At 59.7% G+C, this 18,484-nt stretch carries 19 protein-coding genes; 11 read left to right on the forward strand and 8 right to left on the reverse strand.

The features are described from left to right. Positions 1 to 506: 506 nt before the first annotated feature. Positions 507 to 1,286, reverse strand: coding sequence for a peroxide stress protein YaaA (yaaA, locus tag BLT00_RS09680; RefSeq protein ID WP_092146854.1), 780 nt, complete (start codon positions 1,284 to 1,286; stop codon positions 507 to 509). A 309-nt stretch (positions 1,287 to 1,595) separates the two neighbouring features. On the opposite strand from yaaA, the gene BLT00_RS09685 reads away from it, so the two are divergent. From BLT00_RS09685 to BLT00_RS09710, 6 genes are all read left to right on the forward strand, one after another. Next, positions 1,596 to 2,726 carry a polysaccharide deacetylase family protein gene (locus BLT00_RS09685; protein ID WP_092146856.1) on the forward strand — a complete coding sequence of 377 codons (1,131 nt, stop codon included), beginning with the start codon at positions 1,596 to 1,598 and terminating at the stop codon, positions 2,724 to 2,726. Positions 2,727 to 3,062: 336 nt separating this feature from the next. Next, positions 3,063 to 4,457, forward strand: a complete 1,395-nt coding sequence (locus tag BLT00_RS09690; protein WP_063324511.1) for a PhoH family protein — start codon at positions 3,063 to 3,065, stop codon at positions 4,455 to 4,457. 168 nt (positions 4,458 to 4,625) lie between these two features. Further along, on the forward strand, positions 4,626 to 5,099 hold the full coding sequence (gene moaC, locus BLT00_RS09695) for a cyclic pyranopterin monophosphate synthase MoaC (RefSeq protein ID WP_092146858.1): 474 nt from the start codon (positions 4,626 to 4,628) through the stop codon (positions 5,097 to 5,099). Next, a complete protein-coding gene (gene moaD / locus BLT00_RS09700; RefSeq protein WP_053189805.1) occupies positions 5,096 to 5,338 on the forward strand; it encodes a molybdopterin converting factor subunit 1 in 243 nt (80 codons plus the stop codon). Before moaC ends, moaD begins: the two co-directional genes overlap by 4 nt. 3 nt (positions 5,339 to 5,341) lie before the next feature. Continuing rightward, the gene (moaE, locus tag BLT00_RS09705) at positions 5,342 to 5,794 is read left to right on the forward strand and encodes a molybdopterin synthase catalytic subunit MoaE (protein ID WP_063324513.1); all 453 of its coding nucleotides are present in this window, start codon (positions 5,342 to 5,344) and stop codon (positions 5,792 to 5,794) included. Between the two features lie 254 nt (positions 5,795 to 6,048). Beyond that, positions 6,049 to 6,825 carry an ABC transporter substrate-binding protein gene (locus BLT00_RS09710; RefSeq protein WP_092146860.1) on the forward strand — a complete coding sequence of 259 codons (777 nt, stop codon included), beginning with the start codon at positions 6,049 to 6,051 and terminating at the stop codon, positions 6,823 to 6,825. Between the two features lie 100 nt (positions 6,826 to 6,925). Here the strand turns inward: BLT00_RS09710 and BLT00_RS09715 are convergent, their stop codons facing one another. The 5 genes from BLT00_RS09715 to BLT00_RS09735 all read right to left on the reverse strand — a co-directional run bounded on the left by BLT00_RS09715 (position 6,926) and on the right by BLT00_RS09735 (position 12,147). Beyond that, on the reverse strand, positions 6,926 to 7,552 hold the full coding sequence (locus tag BLT00_RS09715; protein WP_003205307.1) for a helix-turn-helix transcriptional regulator: 627 nt from the start codon (positions 7,550 to 7,552) through the stop codon (positions 6,926 to 6,928). Positions 7,553 to 7,641: 89 nt separating this feature from the next. Further along, positions 7,642 to 8,769, reverse strand: coding sequence for an NAD(P)/FAD-dependent oxidoreductase (locus BLT00_RS09720; RefSeq protein WP_092146862.1), 1,128 nt, complete (start codon positions 8,767 to 8,769; stop codon positions 7,642 to 7,644). Positions 8,770 to 8,829: 60 nt separating this feature from the next. Next, complete coding sequence (locus BLT00_RS09725) at positions 8,830 to 9,780, reverse strand: ornithine cyclodeaminase family protein (protein ID WP_092146864.1); 951 nt, start codon at positions 9,778 to 9,780, stop codon at positions 8,830 to 8,832. A gap of 137 nt (positions 9,781 to 9,917) precedes the next feature. Further along, entirely contained in the window at positions 9,918 to 11,393 is a 1,476-nt protein-coding gene (gene rhlB, locus BLT00_RS09730; protein WP_063324516.1) for an ATP-dependent RNA helicase RhlB, read from the reverse strand. Between the two features lie 97 nt (positions 11,394 to 11,490). Further along, positions 11,491 to 12,147: an alpha/beta hydrolase gene (locus tag BLT00_RS09735; protein WP_063324517.1), complete on the reverse strand. Its 657-nt coding sequence runs from the start codon at positions 12,145 to 12,147 to the stop codon at positions 11,491 to 11,493. Positions 12,148 to 12,620: 473 nt separating this feature from the next. On the opposite strand from BLT00_RS09735, the gene BLT00_RS09740 reads away from it, so the two are divergent. The 4 genes from BLT00_RS09740 (at position 12,621) to BLT00_RS09755 (ending at position 16,783) form a co-directional block, all read left to right on the forward strand. Continuing rightward, a complete protein-coding gene (locus tag BLT00_RS09740) occupies positions 12,621 to 13,652 on the forward strand; it encodes an amino acid ABC transporter substrate-binding protein (protein WP_092146866.1) in 1,032 nt (343 codons plus the stop codon). Positions 13,653 to 13,717: 65 nt separating this feature from the next. Beyond that, positions 13,718 to 14,899 (forward strand): amino acid ABC transporter permease, encoded by a 1,182-nt coding sequence (locus BLT00_RS09745; RefSeq protein ID WP_063324518.1) that lies wholly within the window; start codon positions 13,718 to 13,720, stop codon positions 14,897 to 14,899. 10 nt (positions 14,900 to 14,909) lie between these two features. Continuing rightward, entirely contained in the window at positions 14,910 to 16,007 is a 1,098-nt protein-coding gene (locus BLT00_RS09750) for an amino acid ABC transporter permease (RefSeq protein ID WP_063324519.1), read from the forward strand. Positions 16,008 to 16,018: 11 nt separating this feature from the next. Further along, entirely contained in the window at positions 16,019 to 16,783 is a 765-nt protein-coding gene (locus BLT00_RS09755; RefSeq protein ID WP_003178331.1) for an amino acid ABC transporter ATP-binding protein, read from the forward strand. Positions 16,784 to 16,842: 59 nt separating this feature from the next. On the opposite strand, the gene BLT00_RS09760 is transcribed toward BLT00_RS09755, so the two are convergent. Next, positions 16,843 to 17,325 carry a type II toxin-antitoxin system MqsA family antitoxin gene (locus BLT00_RS09760; RefSeq protein ID WP_003178333.1) on the reverse strand — a complete coding sequence of 161 codons (483 nt, stop codon included), beginning with the start codon at positions 17,323 to 17,325 and terminating at the stop codon, positions 16,843 to 16,845. Beyond that, on the reverse strand, positions 17,322 to 17,633 hold the full coding sequence (locus BLT00_RS09765; protein WP_092146868.1) for a type II toxin-antitoxin system MqsR family toxin: 312 nt from the start codon (positions 17,631 to 17,633) through the stop codon (positions 17,322 to 17,324). Before BLT00_RS09765 ends, BLT00_RS09760 begins: the two co-directional genes overlap by 4 nt. Positions 17,634 to 17,798: 165 nt before the next feature. Here BLT00_RS09765 and BLT00_RS09770 point away from each other — a divergent pair, with 165 nt between their 5' ends. Beyond that, on the forward strand, positions 17,799 to 18,458 hold the full coding sequence (locus BLT00_RS09770) for a FadR/GntR family transcriptional regulator (protein WP_092146869.1): 660 nt from the start codon (positions 17,799 to 17,801) through the stop codon (positions 18,456 to 18,458). Positions 18,459 to 18,484: the final 26 nt, after the last annotated feature.

Below are 18,484 nucleotides of genomic sequence, written 5' to 3' on the forward strand. Positions count from 1 at the left end.
CAGCCTTGGCCTTGTAGGGGATAGTAATGGTGCTTTATCTCCCATCCTTTAAGGGTGGATCCAATTAGACGACCGTTTCGCTAAGTTGTCGTGACAACTTGGTTAATCCGTTCGACGTCCTTTGTAAGTTATCTCGTACACGCTCGCCGAGAATCGTTACGGATGGTATGAGCCATGCAATTTGACATAGTTCCGATCCGCTCATCGCGATTTTCGAAATTTTTCGAAATATTATCGAAGATGGCACTGGCCTCAATATGATGGCACTTGCCGTTTTGCCCTTTATTAATGGGGAGTTAGGAGGGGTAGATAGTTTTGTGCCACTACCGATGAAAAAAATCGGTGCCACTACGCAAAAAACTGACGAGTGTCGAGTGAAAGAAAAGTTAGCGCAGGAGTGGGGCGATTTATTGGCGCCATGAAACTGGCGAAGTGGGCGATGAACTAAGATGACAAATAGGCAGATGATCGAAGCCCCCGATCAGGGGGCGGTATAGGGTCATGCCTTATTCGGGGGCGTGATCGCGCAGGAAAACCAGTTTGTCCCGGCTCGATTGTTGGGCGTTGAAGCGGTAGCCCTGTACATCGAACTGGCTGAGTGCCGCAGGGTCGCTGATCCGTTCCTGAATCACGAAACGACTCATCAGGCCCCGGGCTTTCTTGGCGTAGAAGCTGATGATTTTGTACTGGCCATTTTTCAGGTCGCGGAATTCGGTATCGATGACGCGCGCTTTCAGTGCGCTGCGCTTGACCGCCGAGAAGTATTCATTGGAAGCCAGGTTCAGCAGAACGTCGTCGCCCTGGTCGGCGAGGGCTTCGTTCAGCCATTCACTGATGCGTGTGCCCCAGAAAGCATAAAGATCCTTGCCCCGGGCATTGGCCAGCTTCGTGCCCATTTCCAGGCGATAGGGTTGCATCAGGTCCAGTGGCCGCAGCAGGCCATAGAGGCCAGAGAGCATGCGCAGGTGTTGCTGGGCGTAGTCGAAGTCGGCGTCACCAAAGCTTTGCGCATCGAGGCCCGTATACACGTCGCCCTTGAAGGCCAGCAGCGCCTGCTTGGCATTGGCCGGAGTGAACGCCGGTGTCCAACTGCCGAATCGCGCGGCATTGAGGCCGCCGATCTTGTCGGAGACATGCATCAGCTCGCTGATCTGTGCCGGGGAGAGTTCGCGCAGTTGCTCGATCAGTTCCTGGGAATGATCCAGGTACTGTGGCTGGGTAAAACGCTCGGTGGCCGGCGGTGTTTCGTAATCGAGGGTCTTGGCGGGGGAAATCACCATCAGCATGAAATCGTCTCCTTGAGGGTGCGGCGATTCTAGGGGGTTGTCCGGGTGGACTCCAGCTATTGGGGTGATAGGTGATCGGTGGTGATGCTTTTGTGGCGAGGGAGCTTGCTCCCGCTCGGTTGCGCAGCGACCGCAAAATTTTGGGGGCCGCTTCGCAGCCCAGCGGGAGCAAGCTCCCTCGCCACAAAAGCACTTCCACCACAAAATCCTCCAACCGCAGAAGCCGCTTTGCCATGAGGCGTTCGCCGGCGGGTATTGCATCAGGATCGGCTATGATGCCGCGCGGGTTTCGTTATGGAGACATCCCTTTTGCGTATCGCTCTTGTGTTATCGGCCTGGCTGTTGAGCCTGGGTGCCATTGCCGCGCCCGCGCCCAATGATGTCGCGACCCTGGACCGCAGCACCTGGCCGGAACAACTCACCAGCCCGACGCTGTTCGACGTGGCCTCGCGGGCCGAGATCCTGATGTTCGCCCGGGTCCTGCTGGACGTCGATGCCATGGACGAGATCGCACTCAAGCAGTACTTGGGGCTGCGCTCGGTCAACATGGTTGCGATCGATGCGCTTCGCGCCCGGCTGTGGCAGCGGTTGTTGGCCAGCTACAACTTTGCCCAACGCAGTTGCGATCAGGACGCTTCCTTCTGTTACCTGGTCGAGGACATGGCGACCCTGCGCGAAGAAGCGCGCAGGTTTCATCTGGATGACGATTCCTACTACATCAAGTGGGCCGCGCCGAGTCAGATCTTTCATACCCAATACCGCGACGAACTGCTGCGTAAAGCCGCGCTTTTTCCGCAAACCAGCAGCGAAATCGAACGTTTCGGCGATTACGAACGCAACGGCGAAGACATGAACGACCGCCTGTTCCTGCTGACCTTCGACAGCGCCGCCAACGTGGTGCCGGACAACACTGCGTGGCTAACCGAATATCTGCGCAAGGCGAACGTCAATGGCACCTTCTTCGTGCTGGGCAAGGACATCCAGGCGCGGTTGCAAGAGGGCTCGGTCAACCATCTCCAGGCGTTGTATTCGAGACAATGCGTGGGCGTGCAGGGCTGGGAGTTCCGCTCCCACAGTTATTGGCAGGACTGGCAAGACTCGGTCCGGCGCAGTGTCGAGCTGGTCAAGGGCAAGCTGCCCGAAAATTATGTGCCGCTGTTTCGTCCACCCCAGGGCCAGCGTCGTGGCGATGCACAAGCGTTCTTTGAGCAGCAGGGCTTGCAAGTGGCGCTGTGGGACATCGATCCCCAGGACAGCAACAATCGACTCAAGCCTGAGCAAAGTGCCCAGCGTGTGCTGACCCTGATGCTGCTGTGGCGCCACGGGGTGATCACTTTCAATGCCAAGCAGGATGGGGTGAAAACGGCGATGCCCTGGTTGATGACGCAGACGGCGCAAAGCGGGATCGGTTGGGCGGATTGCCAGGAAGCGTTTCGCTGAAACCTGAAAAGGCCCGGAAACATTGGGGGCAGAGGAAAAACCGGCGCACATTCATGACAACCGGACTTCCGACTTTAACGGCGCAATGGCGGTACGCCAAGGGTTATTCGTCACTCTGAAAAATAAACTTCAAAAAAGCGTCAAAGTGCTTTTTCCTGTCATGGTTTTTGGAGTATCAAGAAGACAGACCGCCGAAACCTGCAACACAGGTGGCGTCTTCCAAGACCCAGATTGTGTGCAGTTCACCTGAATCGTCGCGGGTGAATTCGGTGGCTACCTCGAGGCGCAGCACTGTCACGGTATTGCGTCGAATGGCCCCCACATAGGTGACCGAGTATGGATGACCACGGACGTAGCCCTTCCTCCAACCAGCCAATCCTCTATGTACTCGATACCAACGTATTGATCCACGATCCAAACGCCCTGCTGAACTTCGAAGAACACCACGTTGCCATCCCGATGACCGTGCTTGAGGAGTTGGACAAACTCAAGAGCGGACACCACAGCGTTGCGGCCGAATGCCGGCAGGCGATCCGCCTGATAGACAAGACCCTGGGTGATGCCTCTCCGGAGGACGTTGAGCTCGGCGTGCCGATCCAGCGTGGTAAAAGTGGTCCCAAGGGCCTGCTTTCGATCCTGATGAGCAAGCGCACCGAACCCAATCTGGTGCTGCCAGAACACCTGAACGACAACATCATCATCAACCAGTTGATCGACCTGCACGCGCGCACCAAGGACCAGGCCGTGGTGCTGGTGACCAAAGACATCAACATGCGCCTCAAGGCCCGCGCCTGCGGGATTGCGGCGGAGGACTACAGCACCGACCAGTTGGTCGACGACGTCTCGCTGTTGCCCAATGGCTACCACACCATGACCGGCTCCTTCTGGGACCGTGTGAGCAAGGTCGAGACCCGCCAGGACCACGGCCGCACCTGGCACCAGGTGCAACTGATCGACAACCTGCCGGCCGTGCACATCAACGAGTTCATCATCGACGAGCAAGGCTTCGTCGGCTGGATCAAGGAAATCCAGGTCGACAAGCTGCTGATCCTCGACCTGCACCAGGAGCCTTTGCTGCACCAGGAAGCCTGGGGCCTCAAGCCCCGAGACATCTACCAGAGCTTGGCGCTGTTCGCCTTGCTCGACCCGGATATCCACCTGGTCAACCTGTCCGGCGCCGCCGGTTCCGGCAAGACCATCCTGGCCCTGGCCGCTGCCATCGAGCAGACCATGGTCAGCAAACGCTACCGGCGCATCATCGCCACCCGCAGCGTGCAGGGCCTGGACCAGGAAATCGGCTTCCTGCCCGGTACCGAAGCGGAAAAAATGGAACCTTGGCTCGGCGCCATCACCGACAACCTCGAAGCCTTGCACATGGATGACGAAAGCACCCATGGCAGCGTCGACTACATCCTCAGCAAAGTGCCGTTACAGTTCAAATCCCTCAACTACATTCGAGGCCGCAGCTTCCAGCAGAGCCTGATCCTGATCGACGAATGCCAGAACCTGACCCCGCACCAGATGAAAACCATCATCACCCGTGCCGGTGCCGGTTCCAAAGTGGTGTGCCTGGGTAACCTGGCGCAGATCGATACCCCTTACCTGTCCGCGACCAGCTCCGGGCTGACCTACCTGACGGAACGCTTCAAGGACTTCCCCAACGGGGTGCACATCACCCTGCAGGGCGTACCGCGCTCGATCCTGGCCGAATACGCCGAATCCCACCTGTAACCCCAGCCAAACCGGGCGGCCTTCTAGCCGCCCGGTTTTTATGCTGTACAAAAAAAACTGTGGTAGCGCTGACTTTCGACTCCAAGACCCAAGTGGGGTGCGACAATCGACCCTGCCGGTTTCTGACTTACGGGTTTACAATCGACACTCCCGATCAGGAGTAACCCTGTGCTGACTCATCTCGATTCCCAAGGTCGCGCCAACATGGTCGACGTGACCGACAAGGCCGTGACGTTCCGTGAAGCCACGGCCGAAGCCTTTGTGCGCATGTTGCCCGACACGCTGCAGATGATCGTCAGCGGCGGTCACCCCAAAGGCGATGTGTTCGCCGTCGCACGCATTGCCGGCATCCAGGCGGCCAAGAAAACCAGTGACCTGATTCCGCTCTGCCACCCGCTGTTGCTCACCAGCGTCAAGGTCGAGCTCACGGCCGAAGGCGAGGACCGGGTACGCATCGTCGCCCGTTGCAAACTGTCGGGGCAGACCGGCGTGGAAATGGAGGCCCTCACCGCCGCCAGCGTCGCTGCACTGACCATCTACGACATGTGCAAGGCCGTCGACCGTGGCATGACCATCGAAGGCGTGCGGGTGCTGGAAAAACTCGGCGGCAAGAGCGGCCATTTCCAGGCGGATGCGTCATGAAAATCAACGTGAAGTTCTTTGCCCGTTACCGTGAAGCGCTGGGTGTGGACTCGGTAAAGGTGGAAGGCGATTTCGCCACGGTCGACGATGTGCGTGTGCTGCTTGCCCAGCGTGACGGGGCCGAGGTGCTGAAGGAACAAAACCTGATGTGCGCGCGCAATGAAGACCTGTGCCAGCTCGACGAACCGCTGGCGGACGGCGACGAAGTGGCGTTTTTCCCCACTGTGACCGGAGGCTGAACCATGGCGATTCGTGTGCAGGTCGCACCGTTCGACGCAGGGGGCGAAGTCAACGCGATGCACGCGGCCAATGTCGGCGTGGGGGCGGTGGTGAGTTTTGTCGGCTACGTGCGCGACTTCAATGACGGCCTCGATGTGTCCGGGATGTTCCTGGAGCATTATCCAGGCATGACCGAAAAAGCCCTGGGCAAGATCGCCAGCGAGGCCGAGCAGCGCTGGCCGTTGCTCAAGCTGGAGGTGCTGCACCGTATCGGCGCCCTGGAACCGGGCGAGCCGATCGTCTTCGTCGGGGCCGCCAGTGCCCATCGCCAGGCGGCATTCGACGCCTGCGCCTTTGTCATGGACTACCTCAAGACCCGAGCGCCGTTCTGGAAGAAGGAAAACACTGTCGACGGCCCGCGCTGGGTTGAAGGGCGGGACAGTGATCATGCGGCAGCGGATCGCTGGAAGCAGTAAACCCCCCGTCTTTTTTTCGCAAGCCACGAGCCCGCCATCGCGAGCAAGCTCGCTCCAACACTGGATCTTCGTTGTACACAGGTCCTTTGTGGGCGCGAGCTTGCTCGCGATGAGGCCGGCAGCCTCCCATCACTTTCCCCTGTTTCCCCAATTGACGCTTTGTACATAAAAGTCCAGTATGGATTTATAAGTACATAAAAGTCATCGCCCCACCTTTCTCTGCCAAACCAACAACAACCCGCGAGAGATCGATCATGAAGAAACTCCCCCTCATCACTGGCCTGGCCTTGAGCCTGTTGGCCTCCAGCAGCCTGTTCGCCGCTGAGAAAACCTTGCGCATCGGCATCGAGGCGGCGTACCCGCCTTTTGCTTCCAAGACCTCGGAAGGGAAGATCGTGGGGTTCGACTACGACATCGGCAATGCCCTGTGCGCGCAGATGCAGGTCAAGTGCGAGTGGATCGAAGGTGAGTTCGACGGGCTGATTCCGGCGCTCAAGGTCAAGAAGATCGACCTGGCGCTGTCGTCCATGACCATCACCGAAGAGCGCAAGAAGTCGGTGGATTTCACCCACAAGTACTACTTCACCTCGTCGCGCCTGGTCATGAAGGAAGGGGCGGTGGTCGATGACCAGTACGTCAGCCTCAAGGGCAAGACCGTCGGTGTGCAGCGGGCCACCACCACTGACCGCTACGCCACTGAAGTCCTCGAGCCCAAGGGTGTGAGCGTCAAGCGCTATGGCAACAACGAAGAAATCTACATGGACCTGGCGTCCGGTCGCCTCGACGCGATTTTTGCCGACACCATTCCGCTGGAAGACTTCCTGTCGATGCCCCGTGGCAAGGGCTACGCCTTTGTCGGCCCCGAGCTCAAGGACCCGAAATACGTCGGCGAAGGCGCCGGTATCGCGGTGCGCAAGGGCAATACCCAACTGGTGGCGGATTTGAACAAGGCCATCGATGGGATTCGCGCCAATGGGGAGTATCAGAAGATCCAGGGCAAGTATTTCAAGTCGGATATCTACGGCGACTGATTGACCGCCATCGCGAGCAAGCTCGCTCCCACAGGGCCTGGGTACAAAGATCCAGTGTGGGAGCTTGCTCGCGAAGGCGGCAGACCTGGCAAAGCAGATTTCAGCCCTTCAACTCCTTCAAATGCTTGTACACCGTCGCCCGCCCCATATTCAGCACATTGGCCACGTAGTTGGACGCGCTCTTGCCCTTGAACGCGCCTTCGGCATGCAGCGCCAGCACCAGCTCGCGTTTGTGGTCGCGAGTCAGCAGGTTCAGGCTCAATTGACGCTCGCGCATCCAGGCATGCAGGAAGGTGTTGATCCGCTCCTGCCAGTCATCGCGAAACAGTGAGTCTGGCTGGGGGATCAACTTGCTTGGCGACAGGAACAGATCCAGCGCGGCCTTGGCGTTCTCGAACAGCGAAATATTCAGGTTGATGCACAGCACCGCCAGCGGATGTCCGTCGGCGTCACGCAGTACGCTGCTGAGGCTGCGAATCTTCTGTCCGTCCCAGTTCAGCTTCTCGTAGGGCCCGATATTACGTTCGCTAACGTCCTCACTGAGCATGTCTTCCAGGGACGAGTCATCGCCAATTTCACGCTTGGACAGGTTATTGGCGATGTAATCGACTTTTTGGGTGCGCAGGTCGTGCAGCACCACTTCGGCGTGGGGGTAGAACAGCGTGGCGATAGCGTCGGCGATGGTGCGGAAGTTTTCCAGCGCCGGATCGGGTGGCGAAGCAGTCATGACAGGGCTCCAGGCAGCGTCAGCGCCCCGTGAAACAGGGGCGCGGGGGAGTGTGCCGCAATCGCGGCGATGCGTCACCTCAAGGTGGTTCAGCCCAGTCGTTCGGGTGACAGCATGGCGATGCTCAGGCCGAAACGGGCCAGGGCCTCGGGTAGCGGTTCGCCACGCACCAGCGCCGCGCTGGCCTGGCCCATGGCCGGCGACGTCTGGATGCCGTAGCCACCCTGGGCCGCGACCCAGTACAGTCCGGGCACCTGTGGATCGAAGCCGGACAGCAGGTCCCCATCGTGTACGAAACTGCGCAAGCCGGCCCAGGTGCGGGTCGGGCGGCGGATGGTCAGGGTGGTGGCTTCTTCGATCTGGTAGATGCCCATGGCGATGTCCAGCTCTTCGGGCTGTACATCGTGAGGTTCCACCGGGTCGGCGTTGGCCGGCGAGCCGAGGAACATGCCGGCGTCGGGCTTCATATAGAAGGATTCGTCCAGGCTCACCAGCATCGGCCAGTCATGAATGTCCACGCCCTCGGGCCCGGCAAAAATGAATGCTGCACGCCGCTTGGGCTGCAACCCCAGCTTCCGGGCGCCGGACATCTGGGCAATGTGATCGGCCCATGCGCCGGCGGCATTGATCAGGACCGGGGCTGTGAAGGTCTGGTTGGCGGTTTTCACCTGCCACAGCCCCTGATCATCGCGGCTCAATTGCTGCACTTCGCTGTCGGTGTGCACTTCACCGCCATTGCGACGAATACCGCGCAAGTAGCCCTGGTGCAGCGCATCGGTGTCGATGTCGCAGGCCGTGGGGTCGTAGATCGCTCCGTGGACCTTGTCCCGTCGCAGGATCGGCAGCCTTGCACAGGCCTCGTCGGCGCTGAGCAGTTGCATCTGCGGCACCGTGGCCTTGGCACTGAGGTACTGGTTGTTCAACTCGGCCGGGTCACCGGTGAAATCCACCGTCATTTCGCCCCGTGGGGTCAGCAAGGGGTGTTCGCAGAAACCGGCCGGCGGGGCGTCGAAAAAATCCCGGCTGGCCTGGGTCAGCGCTCGCACCTGAGGGGTGCCGTAGGCGGCGGTATACAGCGCCGCCGAGCGTCCGGTGGAGTGATAGGCCGGATGGGATTCGCGCTCGAGCACAATTACACGGCCGTGGGGGGCGAGCCAGTAACCGGTGGATGCACCGGCAATGCCGCCGCCGATGATGATGAAGTCTGCTGAGGTCATGAAGCTCTCCTGTGGAGCACATTGCCGGGCGTTCGCGGAACCTGTGGGAATCGAGTTGTGTCAGTGGTGGTGCAATCGGTAAAGGGCATTCGCCAGTGCAACATCCTCCAGCCCCAGACCGATGGAGCGGAAGAACACGTGGCGTTGGTAGTCGGGACGCGCCACCTGTTCGCTGAGCAATTCAGGCAAATCGCCGATGATCCTCGACGCCTGCCAGCCATGCTGTTCACCGGCGATCAGCATTTCACCGGCCGAGCCTGGGGTGGTCTGACGATAGTCGCAGAACACGTCCATGTCGTTGAGGCTTTGAGGGGGGACTTCATGGGCCTGCGGAGCGTTGGTACTGATCGAGGTGATCAGCGCCGGTTTGCCCAGGGTCTGCGGGTCGAGTACCGCTTTGGCGGACGAGGTGCAGAGCATCACCACGTCGGCGTCGTGCAGCGCCGCTTCAAGGCTGTCGGCGATGTGCAGGCGAGGGTCCAGGTCGGTGACGGAGGCAAGTTCTTGTGCCGATTTGGTCTTCAGGCCTGGCGAATAGAGGCTGATCGCTTGCCAGTCCCGCAGGCCCTTGACGTATTGCACGTGTGCCCGCGCCACGGGGCCGCTGCCAATGACCACCAGGCGCCGGGCGTTGTGCGGGGCGAGGGCATCGACGGCAACAGCCGTGGTGGCAGCGGTGCGAGCGGTGGTCAACTCGGCGGCATCGCACAGCAGCAGCGGCTGGCCGGTCTGCATCGACATCAACAAGGTCCAGGCAGTCACCAGCGGGCCTTGCTCGCGCACGATGTAGGGCGAGGTCTTGATCCCGTAGACCTGGTCTTCAGCCAGCACACCCAGGTAGTTGATGAAGTCCCCGGCGCCCTGGGGAAACACCACCAGTTGCTGGGGTGGCTGCACCGCCTGTCCGGCGGCAAGATCGCGGAACAGCTTGCGCAGGATGTGCGGCACGTCGATTTGCCCGAGCAGTTCTCGTGCCTGGGCTTGGGTCATCACATAGGGCGTGCTGGACATGGGGGCTCCGGATGCTCAGGTAAACTAATTTGTCCATTATGGACTTTTAGTTTAATCGAGCAATATCCCGAGGCAAAAAAAAGCGCAGCCTGTCTTGGCTGCGCTGATCGTTCCTACGCTCTGCGTCCGTCTCGATGCTAAGGGCGCTTGCGCTCGACCGGACGTAACAGGTGGGTCGGGGGCATTTCGCAACTGATCTTGCGGCCCAGCAACGCTTCGATCGACGGCAACTGGTAGGAGTCATCTTCGCCAGCGAAGCTGATCGAAACCCCGGCCGCCCCGGCACGACCGGTACGGCCGATGCGGTGCACGTAGTCGTCCGGCACTTCCGGCAGGGTGAAGTTGATCACGTGGCTGATGCCGTCGATGTGGATGCCGCGACCGGCCACGTCAGTGGCGACCAGTACGCGGATCTTGCCTTCGCGGAAGCCTTCGAGGGTCTTGATGCGCTTGTGCTGGGGCACGTCGCCCGAGAGCTGGGCCGCGTTGACGCCATCGCGCACCAGGCGTTCTTCGATGCGTCGCACTTCGTCCTTGCGGTTGGCGAACACCATCACGCGCTCCCAACCGTTGTCGTTGACCAGGTTGTAGAGCAGCTTGTACTTGTCGGCACCGGCGACTGCGTAGATATGTTGTTCGACGTTTTCGCTGGCGACGTTCTCGGCTTCGATCTCGACGATGGCCGGGTCGGTGGTCCACTGCTTGGCCAGGTTCATCACGTCCTCGGTGAAGGTGGCGGAGAACAGCAGGGTCTGGCGTTCGCTTTTCGGTGGAGTCTGGCGAATGATCTGGCGCACTTGCGGGATGAAGCCCATGTCGAGCATGCGGTCGGCTTCGTCCAGCACCATCACTTCGACCATGTCCAGGTGCACGTCGCCGCGCTGGTTGAAGTCCAGCAGGCGGCCCGGCGTGGCGACCAGGATGTCGCAGTGACGGGCTTCGAGGTGCTTGAGCTGCTTGTCGAAATCCATGCCGCCCACGAACGTCATGACGTTCAGGCCGGTGTACTTGGTCAGGTCGGCGGCGTCCTTGGCGATCTGCACCACCAGCTCGCGGGTCGGCGCGATGATCAGTGCCCGCGGTTCGCCCATGTAGCGTTCCTTGGGCGGTGGGGTCTGGAGCAGCTGGGTGATGATGGAAATCAGGAACGCGGCCGTCTTGCCGGTGCCGGTCTGGGCGCGACCGATGGCGTCTTTGCCGGCGAGGGTGTAACCGAGCACTTGCGCCTGGATCGGCGTGCAATAGGGGAAACCCAGGTCCTGGATGGCATGCATCAGTTCCGGGGCGAGCTTGAAATCGTGGAAGCGGGTCTTGCCTTCCTGGGGTTCTACGACGAAGTCCTCGAGCTTCCAGGCGACGACCGGCGGTTTCGGTGCGCGTTCGCGGCGTGGCTTGGGGGCTTCGTTGCGTGGTTTTTCCGCTGCCGGGGCGGTGACAGGCTGTGCGGTTGGCGGTGTCATCGGCTCTTTTGTCACGCCTGCAACAGGTGCGGTGCGGTGCGGTTGTTGCGCATCGGTGCGGCTCGGGCCGTGGGTCGGCGCAGTGGAGCCAGGCGCGAGTTGCTCGGCCTCGCTTTTACCGAACATCTTCTTGAGTGCTTTGAGCACGGTCATCTCATCGATTGGTTAAGGAATGTACGCCGGCCAGTGTAATGCAAGAAACGGGCGCGGCGTAGTGTGATCGTCAAAGGACGGAGTGGCGATCGGCCTCTTAGCGCAACCGCTCGGCCAGCCAGGTACCGATGTCGCGAATCTCCTCGGGTAACACTTCGTGGCCCATTGGGTATTCTTGCCATGTCACGGTGACACCATGCTGCTTTAAATACTCTTTCGCGGTCCGCCCCATGGGGTTGAGTACCACTTCGTCGTATTGCCCGTGCAGCGCCAGGACCGGAATGCGTTGCTGGCTGGCCGACAATTGCAGCTCATCGCTGAAAGTCGGGGCATAAGTAGACAGCGCGACCACGCCGCCCAGCGGGCCCTGCCATTTCACGAATGCCGTGTGATAGACCACCGCGCCGCCTTGGGAGAAACCCGCCAGGAAAATCCGCGAGGCGTCTATTCCGCTGGCTCGCTGGGTTTCGATCAGGTCGATGACCCGTTGTGCCGAAGCTTCGAGCTGCTGTTCGTCAATGGCCCGCGCCGGGCTCAAGGCGCGGATGTCGTACCAACTGGGCATCTCATAGCCGCCGTTGATCGTTACTGGCTGGGTTGGCGCCTGGGGTAGAACGAAACGTGTGGTGAGCAAACTTTGCTGCAACATTTCGGCGACTGGCAGGAAATCAAAACGATCGGCGCCCAGGCCGTGAAGCCAGATAACGCACGCGTCGGCAGTGCTGCTGGGCTCGAGAATCAGGGGGTCGGTCATGGTTGTGCTCCAAATCTGTGCGGGCGCGCCCAATCAGTGCGTGATTACAGTGCGTGTCCGGTGTCTCAGTTAATTAGATGTCGCAAAGTTGAAAGTTTTTGTCTTGACGTGTTTTACAAGGGCTAAGCGCAGCGGTCTGGTACGGGCTTTGCTATGGGTGTACCTGAGTGATGATTCTTACGCTGTGCGGTAACACTATCAGTTCACCGCTACGCATGGGATATCAGAAATCCGGTGATGAATGTTCGCCAGCAGCCGCTACGGGCTTCGCGAACGTGAAGGGCTACAGCCCGTTCGGCCGATTGGTGAGAGATGGGCATGACCGCTGTTTACGGACATCCTCATTATTAGACTCATAGCGAAGGTCCAGACGTCGGTTGACCCTAAAAAAAGCCAACAAGGGTCGGCAATGCCCCAAAAGGGTGCGACAGGACTCGAGCTCCGACACAACAAGAGCAAAACTGGAGGTTTGAATGAAGTTACTGAAATCCACCCTGGCCGTCATGACTGCAGCAGCAGTCCTTGGTGTCAGCGGGTTCGCTCAGGCGGGTGCAACTCTGGATGCCGTGCAGAAAAAAGGTTTTGTGCAATGTGGTGTGAGTGATGGCCTGCCGGGTTTCTCGGTGCCTGATTCGAACGGCAAGATCGTCGGTATCGACGCTGACTTCTGCCGTGCCGTGGCCGCTGCTGTATTTGGCGATGCGACCAAGGTCAAATTCAGCCAGTTGAACGCCAAGGAGCGCTTCACCGCGCTGCAATCGGGCGAAATCGACATGCTCTCGCGCAACTCCACCATGACCAGCTCCCGTGACGCGGGCATGGGCTTGAAATTCCCAGGCTTCATCACCTACTACGACGGCATCGGCTTCCTGGCGAACAACAAGCTGGGCGTCAAGAGCGCCAAGGAACTGGACGGTGCAACCATCTGCATCCAGGCCGGTACCACCACCGAGCTGAACGTTTCCGACTACTTCCGCGCCAACGGCCTGAAGTACACCCCGATCACTTTCGACACCTCCGATGAAAGCGCCAAGTCGCTGGAATCCGGTCGTTGCGACGTGCTGACCTCGGACAAATCCCAGCTGTTCGCCCAGCGCAGCAAGCTGGCTTCGCCAAAGGACTACGTGGTTCTGCCGGAAACCATTTCCAAGGAGCCCCTGGGCCCAGTCGTGCGTAACGGCGACGACGAGTGGCTGGCCATTGTCCGTTGGACTGGCTACGCCTTGCTCAACGCTGAAGAAGCGGGTGTGACCTCGAAGAACGTCGAGGCCGAAGCCAAGTCCACCAAGAACCCTGACGTCGCTCGTATGCTGGGCGCTGACGGTGAATACGGCAAAGACCTGAAACTGCCGAAAGACTGGGTTGTGCAGATCGTCAAGCAGGTCGGCAACTACGGTGAAATGTTCGAGCGCAACCTCGGCAAGGGCACTCCGCTGGAAATCGATCGCGGCTTGAACGCTCTGTGGAACGCTGGCGGCATTCAATACGCACCACCAGTGCGCTGATGGTTCTATCACCCGGTGGGCCAACCACCGGGTGATGTTCTGTTCCATTCTTTGCGGGGCACTTCATGCAAAATTCAATCGGCGCACCTAAGCAGAGGCTCAGCCTCAGCGATCCACGAGTGCGTGCGTGGGTATTTCAAGTCGTCACTGTCGTGGCGGTTATCGCGCTGGGCTGGTTTCTGTTCGATAACACACAAACCAATCTTCAGCACCGAGGCATCACCTCCGGTTTCGGCTTCCTGGAGCGCAGTGCCGGTTTCGGCATCGCCCAACACCTGATCGACTACACCGAAGCGGACAGCTATGCCCGGGTCTTTCTCATCGGGTTGCTCAACACGCTGCTGGTCACGTTCATCGGCGTGATCCTGGCAACCATCCTGGGGTTCATCATCGGCGTGGCACGGCTGTCGCAGAACTGGATCATTTCCAAGCTGGCAACCGTTTATGTCGAGGTTTTCCGTAATATCCCGCCACTGCTGCAAATCCTGTTCTGGTACTTCGCGGTATTCCTGAGCATGCCAGGACCGCGGGCCGCCCATAACTTCGGCGACACCTTCTTTGTCAGCAGCCGGGGTCTGAACATGCCTGCCGCGCTGGTGGCCGAAGGGTTCTGGCCATTCGTGATCAGCGTAGTGCTGGCGATCGTCGCCATCGTGCTGATGACGCGCTGGGCCAACAAGCGTTTCGAAGCGACAGGCGAGCCGTTTCATAAGTTCTGGGTCGGCCTGGCGTTGTTCCTGGTGATCCCTGCGTTGAGCGCGCTGCTTTTTGGTGCGCCGGTGCATTGGGAAATGCCGGAGCTCAAGGGCTTCAACTTCGTCGGCGGCTGGGTGCTGATCCCGGAACTGCTGGCCTTGACCCTGGCCTTGACCGTGTACACCGCGGCGTTCATCGCCGAGATCGTGCGCTCGGGCATCAAGTCGGTCAGCCACGGTCAGACTGAAGCCGCCCGTTCCCTGGGACTGCGCAACGGTCCGACCCTGCGCAAAGTGATCATCCCGCAGGCCCTGCGTGTGATCATTCCGCCGTTGACCAGCCAATACCTGAACCTGGCGAAAAACTCCTCCCTGGCGGCCGGTATCGGCTACCCGGAAATGGTTTCGCTGTTTGCCGGCACAGTGTTGAACCAGACGGGCCAGGCCATCGAGGTGATTGCGATCACCATGAGTGTGTACCTGGCGATCAGTATCAGCATTTCGTTGCTGATGAACTGGTACAACAAGCGCATTGCGCTGATCGAGCGGTGAGGAAACGCGCATGACGACTCATACTTTCAAACCAGACATGCCCCCGCCGGGCAGCAGCATCGGCGTGGTGGCGTGGATGCGCGCCAACATGTTCTCCAGCTGGATCAACACGCTGCTGACCCTGTTCGCGTTCTACCTGATCTACCTGATCGTGCCGCCCCTGGTGCAATGGGCGATCCTCGATGCCAACTGGGTCGGTACCACCCGCGCCGACTGCACCAAGGAAGGCGCCTGCTGGGTCTTCATCCAGCAGCGCTTCGGGCAGTTCATGTACGGCTACTACCCGGCAGACCTGCGCTGGCGCGTCGACCTGACCGTGTGGCTGGCAGTGATCGGTGTGGCGCCGTTGTTCATCTCGCGCTTCCCGCGCAAGGCAATCTACGGCCTGAGTTTCCTGGTGCTGTATCCGATCAGCGCCTGGTGCCTGCTGCACGGCGGCGTGTTCGGCCTGGACGCCGTGGCGACCAGCCAATGGGGGGGGCTGATGCTGACCCTGGTGATCGCGACCGTGGGTATTGTCGGCGCCTTGCCACTGGGCATCGTCCTGGCGCTGGGGCGACGTTCGAACATGCCGGCGATTCGCGTGGTCTGCGTGACCTTCATCGAGTTCTGGCGCGGCGTGCCGTTGATCACAGTGCTGTTCATGTCCTCGGTGATGCTGCCGCTGTTCCTGCCTGAAGGCATGAACTTCGACAAGCTGCTGCGGGCGCTGATCGGGGTGATCCTGTTCCAGTCGGCCTACATTGCCGAAGTGGTGCGTGGTGGCCTGCAAGCCATTCCCAAGGGGCAATACGAGGCGGCCGCAGCGATGGGCCTGGGTTACTGGCGCAGCATGGGCCTGGTGATTCTGCCGCAAGCCCTGAAGCTGGTGATCCCGGGTATCGTCAACACCTTCATTGCGTTGTTCAAGGACACGAGCCTGGTGATCATCATCGGCCTGTTCGACCTGCTCAACAGCGTGAAACAAGCTGCCGCCGACCCGAAATGGCTGGGCATGGCCACCGAAGGCTATGTGTTCGCCGCCCTGGTGTTCTGGATTTTCTGTTTTGGTATGTCCCGCTATTCCATGCATTTGGAACGCAAGCTGGACACTGGCCACAAGCGTTAGGAGCGTAGTTTATGAGTGAAGCGATCAAACAGCCTGTGAGCCCTGAAGGCATTATTCAGATGCAGGGCGTCAATAAGTGGTACGGCCAGTTCCATGTGTTGAAAGACATCAACCTGAACGTCAAGCAGGGCGAGCGTATCGTGCTGTGCGGCCCGTCGGGCTCCGGCAAGTCCACCACCATCCGCTGCCTCAACCGCCTGGAAGAGCACCAGCAGGGTCGCATCGTGGTCGACGGTGTGGAACTGACCAACGACCTCAAGCAGATCGAAGCGATCCGCCGTGAAGTCGGCATGGTGTTCCAGCACTTCAACCTGTTCCCGCACCTGACCATCCTGCAGAACTGCACCCTGGCGCCGATGTGGGTACGCAAGATGCCCAAGCGCAAGGCCGAGGAAATCGCCATGCATTACCTGGAGCGCGTACGCATTCCAGAGCAGGCGCACAAGTACCCGGGCCAGCTCTCCGGCGGTCAGCAGCAACGTGTGGCTATCGCCCGTGCCCTGTGCATGAAGCCGAAAATCATGCTGTTCGACGAGCCGACCTCGGCTCTCGACCCGGAAATGGTGAAGGAAGTACTCGACACCATGATCGGCTTGGCCGAAGACGGCATGACCATGCTCTGCGTGACCCACGAAATGGGCTTTGCTCGCACCGTGGCCAACCGCGTGATCTTCATGGACAAGGGTGAAATCGTCGAACAGGCCGCGCCGAACGACTTCTTCGACAACCCACAGAACGACCGCACCAAGCTGTTCCTGAGCCAGATCCTGCATTGATCCGGCCTTAGGCAGTGAAATAAACCCGGACTTGTCCGGGTTTGTTTTTAATGGGCCGCTCAGCAAGCCGTGAGGGTCTCGTGTTCCTTGTGCACCGTCGTTTTGAATTGCCGCAAGTCTGCGTCTTCAGCGAAGGCATGGACATCGGCAAGCAAATGCGGATAGCGATCAAGCAGGCGCATCAGCAAGATCAACGCCTTGGGTGGCACTACCTCGCCGCGCTCGTAGCGGGAAAACGCATTGTGTCCACCGCCCGATAGCAGCAGTACCGCTTCCTTTTGCGATAGATGCAGTTTGCGCCGGACACGTTTGATCTCTTCGCCGATCATTCGCCTGGCCGCGTTGACCAGCTCATCACCTGCATGGTCGTAGCGATCCGAGCAGCTTGAATCGAGCTCGACTTCGCCGCACATCTGACATTCCCAGCCAGACAAGTCATCGACCCGGCGTTCCAGTCCCTTGACGCTCATGGTTTCGCCGCGACCTTCGAAATGCAACATGCCTTCCGGGGCACCACAGCTGAAGCATTGCTGGTGTTTCATGAGTTTCTCTCCTTGAAGGAAATTACCGGTGGGCCTCCGCTGGGGCGGTACGTCACCTTCAGGTAAATCTGCAGACCGTGTGAATTGGCGTGGTAGGCGTCATGCCAGACTCGATGATCGTCATAGGTGGTCATCGATTTGTAGAACTGTTTTCGCTCAAGCCCATGAATGACCTGCTGCATGTCCGAGACGTTTAAACCGAGCGTCCGAGCAGTGTTCTTCGCAGTGCTGGTGAACGCTTTCCCTTTAAGTCGCCTGACATCTGCCTGTATCGCCGCCAAGGCGTAGTGGGGTGTGTTCTTTTCCATGGAACGGCGTGCCTTGTCCTTAAAATTACCCTCAAAGGGTAATTTTGACTAATTGAAAATCTCGTTTCTTTACCTCCCGTTTGACCCTAGGCGGTTGCCGTCCTACGCGAAGCTGACTAACATGTCAGAAAATTCATCCTATGATTGGATGAAAGGGCGAATTCTATGTCAGCTATTTCTCCATTGATGAAACGCTCCCTGGTCGACCAGGCCTTGGAACAATTGCGTCGGCGTATCAGCGATGGTGTGTGGGGCGTCGGCCAGCGCTTGCCCACCGAGCCGGAGTTGGTGGCGGAGCTGGGTATCAGCCGCAACACCGTGCGGGAAGCCATGCGCGTGCTGGCGTTTTCCGGGTTGATCGAGATCCGCCAGGGCGATGGCAGCTACGTGCGGGCGGTGGTTGATCCGCTGGATACGCTCAAGGTGCTATCCCGTTGTTCGCTGGAACAGGCCCGGGAAACCCGGCATATCCTGGAGGTGGAGGCCATTGGCCTGGCGGCGGTGCGGCGCACCGATGAGGATCTACTTGCCTTGCGCCGGGCGCTGCAAGACAGCGGTGAGCATTATCACGGCGACCTGGAGCAGTACATCGCCTGCGACCTGGTGTTCCACCGCCTCTTGGTAGATGCCGCGCACAACCCTGCGCTCAGTGAACTCTATCGCTACTTCTCCAGCGTCATCGGCGCACAGTTGCGCCAGAGCCTCAATATCGCCCCGCGTCATCAACATGTCTTCGACCTGCACGTCGAAATCCTGGACGCCGTCGAGCAACAGGACCCGCAACGGGCCAAGTCCCTGTGTCGCCAGTTGATCAATGAACCCTGAGCCCCGAACCCCGAACCCCGAACCCG

The sequence above is a fragment of the Pseudomonas sp. NFACC51 genome (genome assembly GCF_900103575.1).
GTDB lineage: Bacteria > Pseudomonadota > Gammaproteobacteria > Pseudomonadales > Pseudomonadaceae > Aquipseudomonas > Aquipseudomonas fluorescens_Q.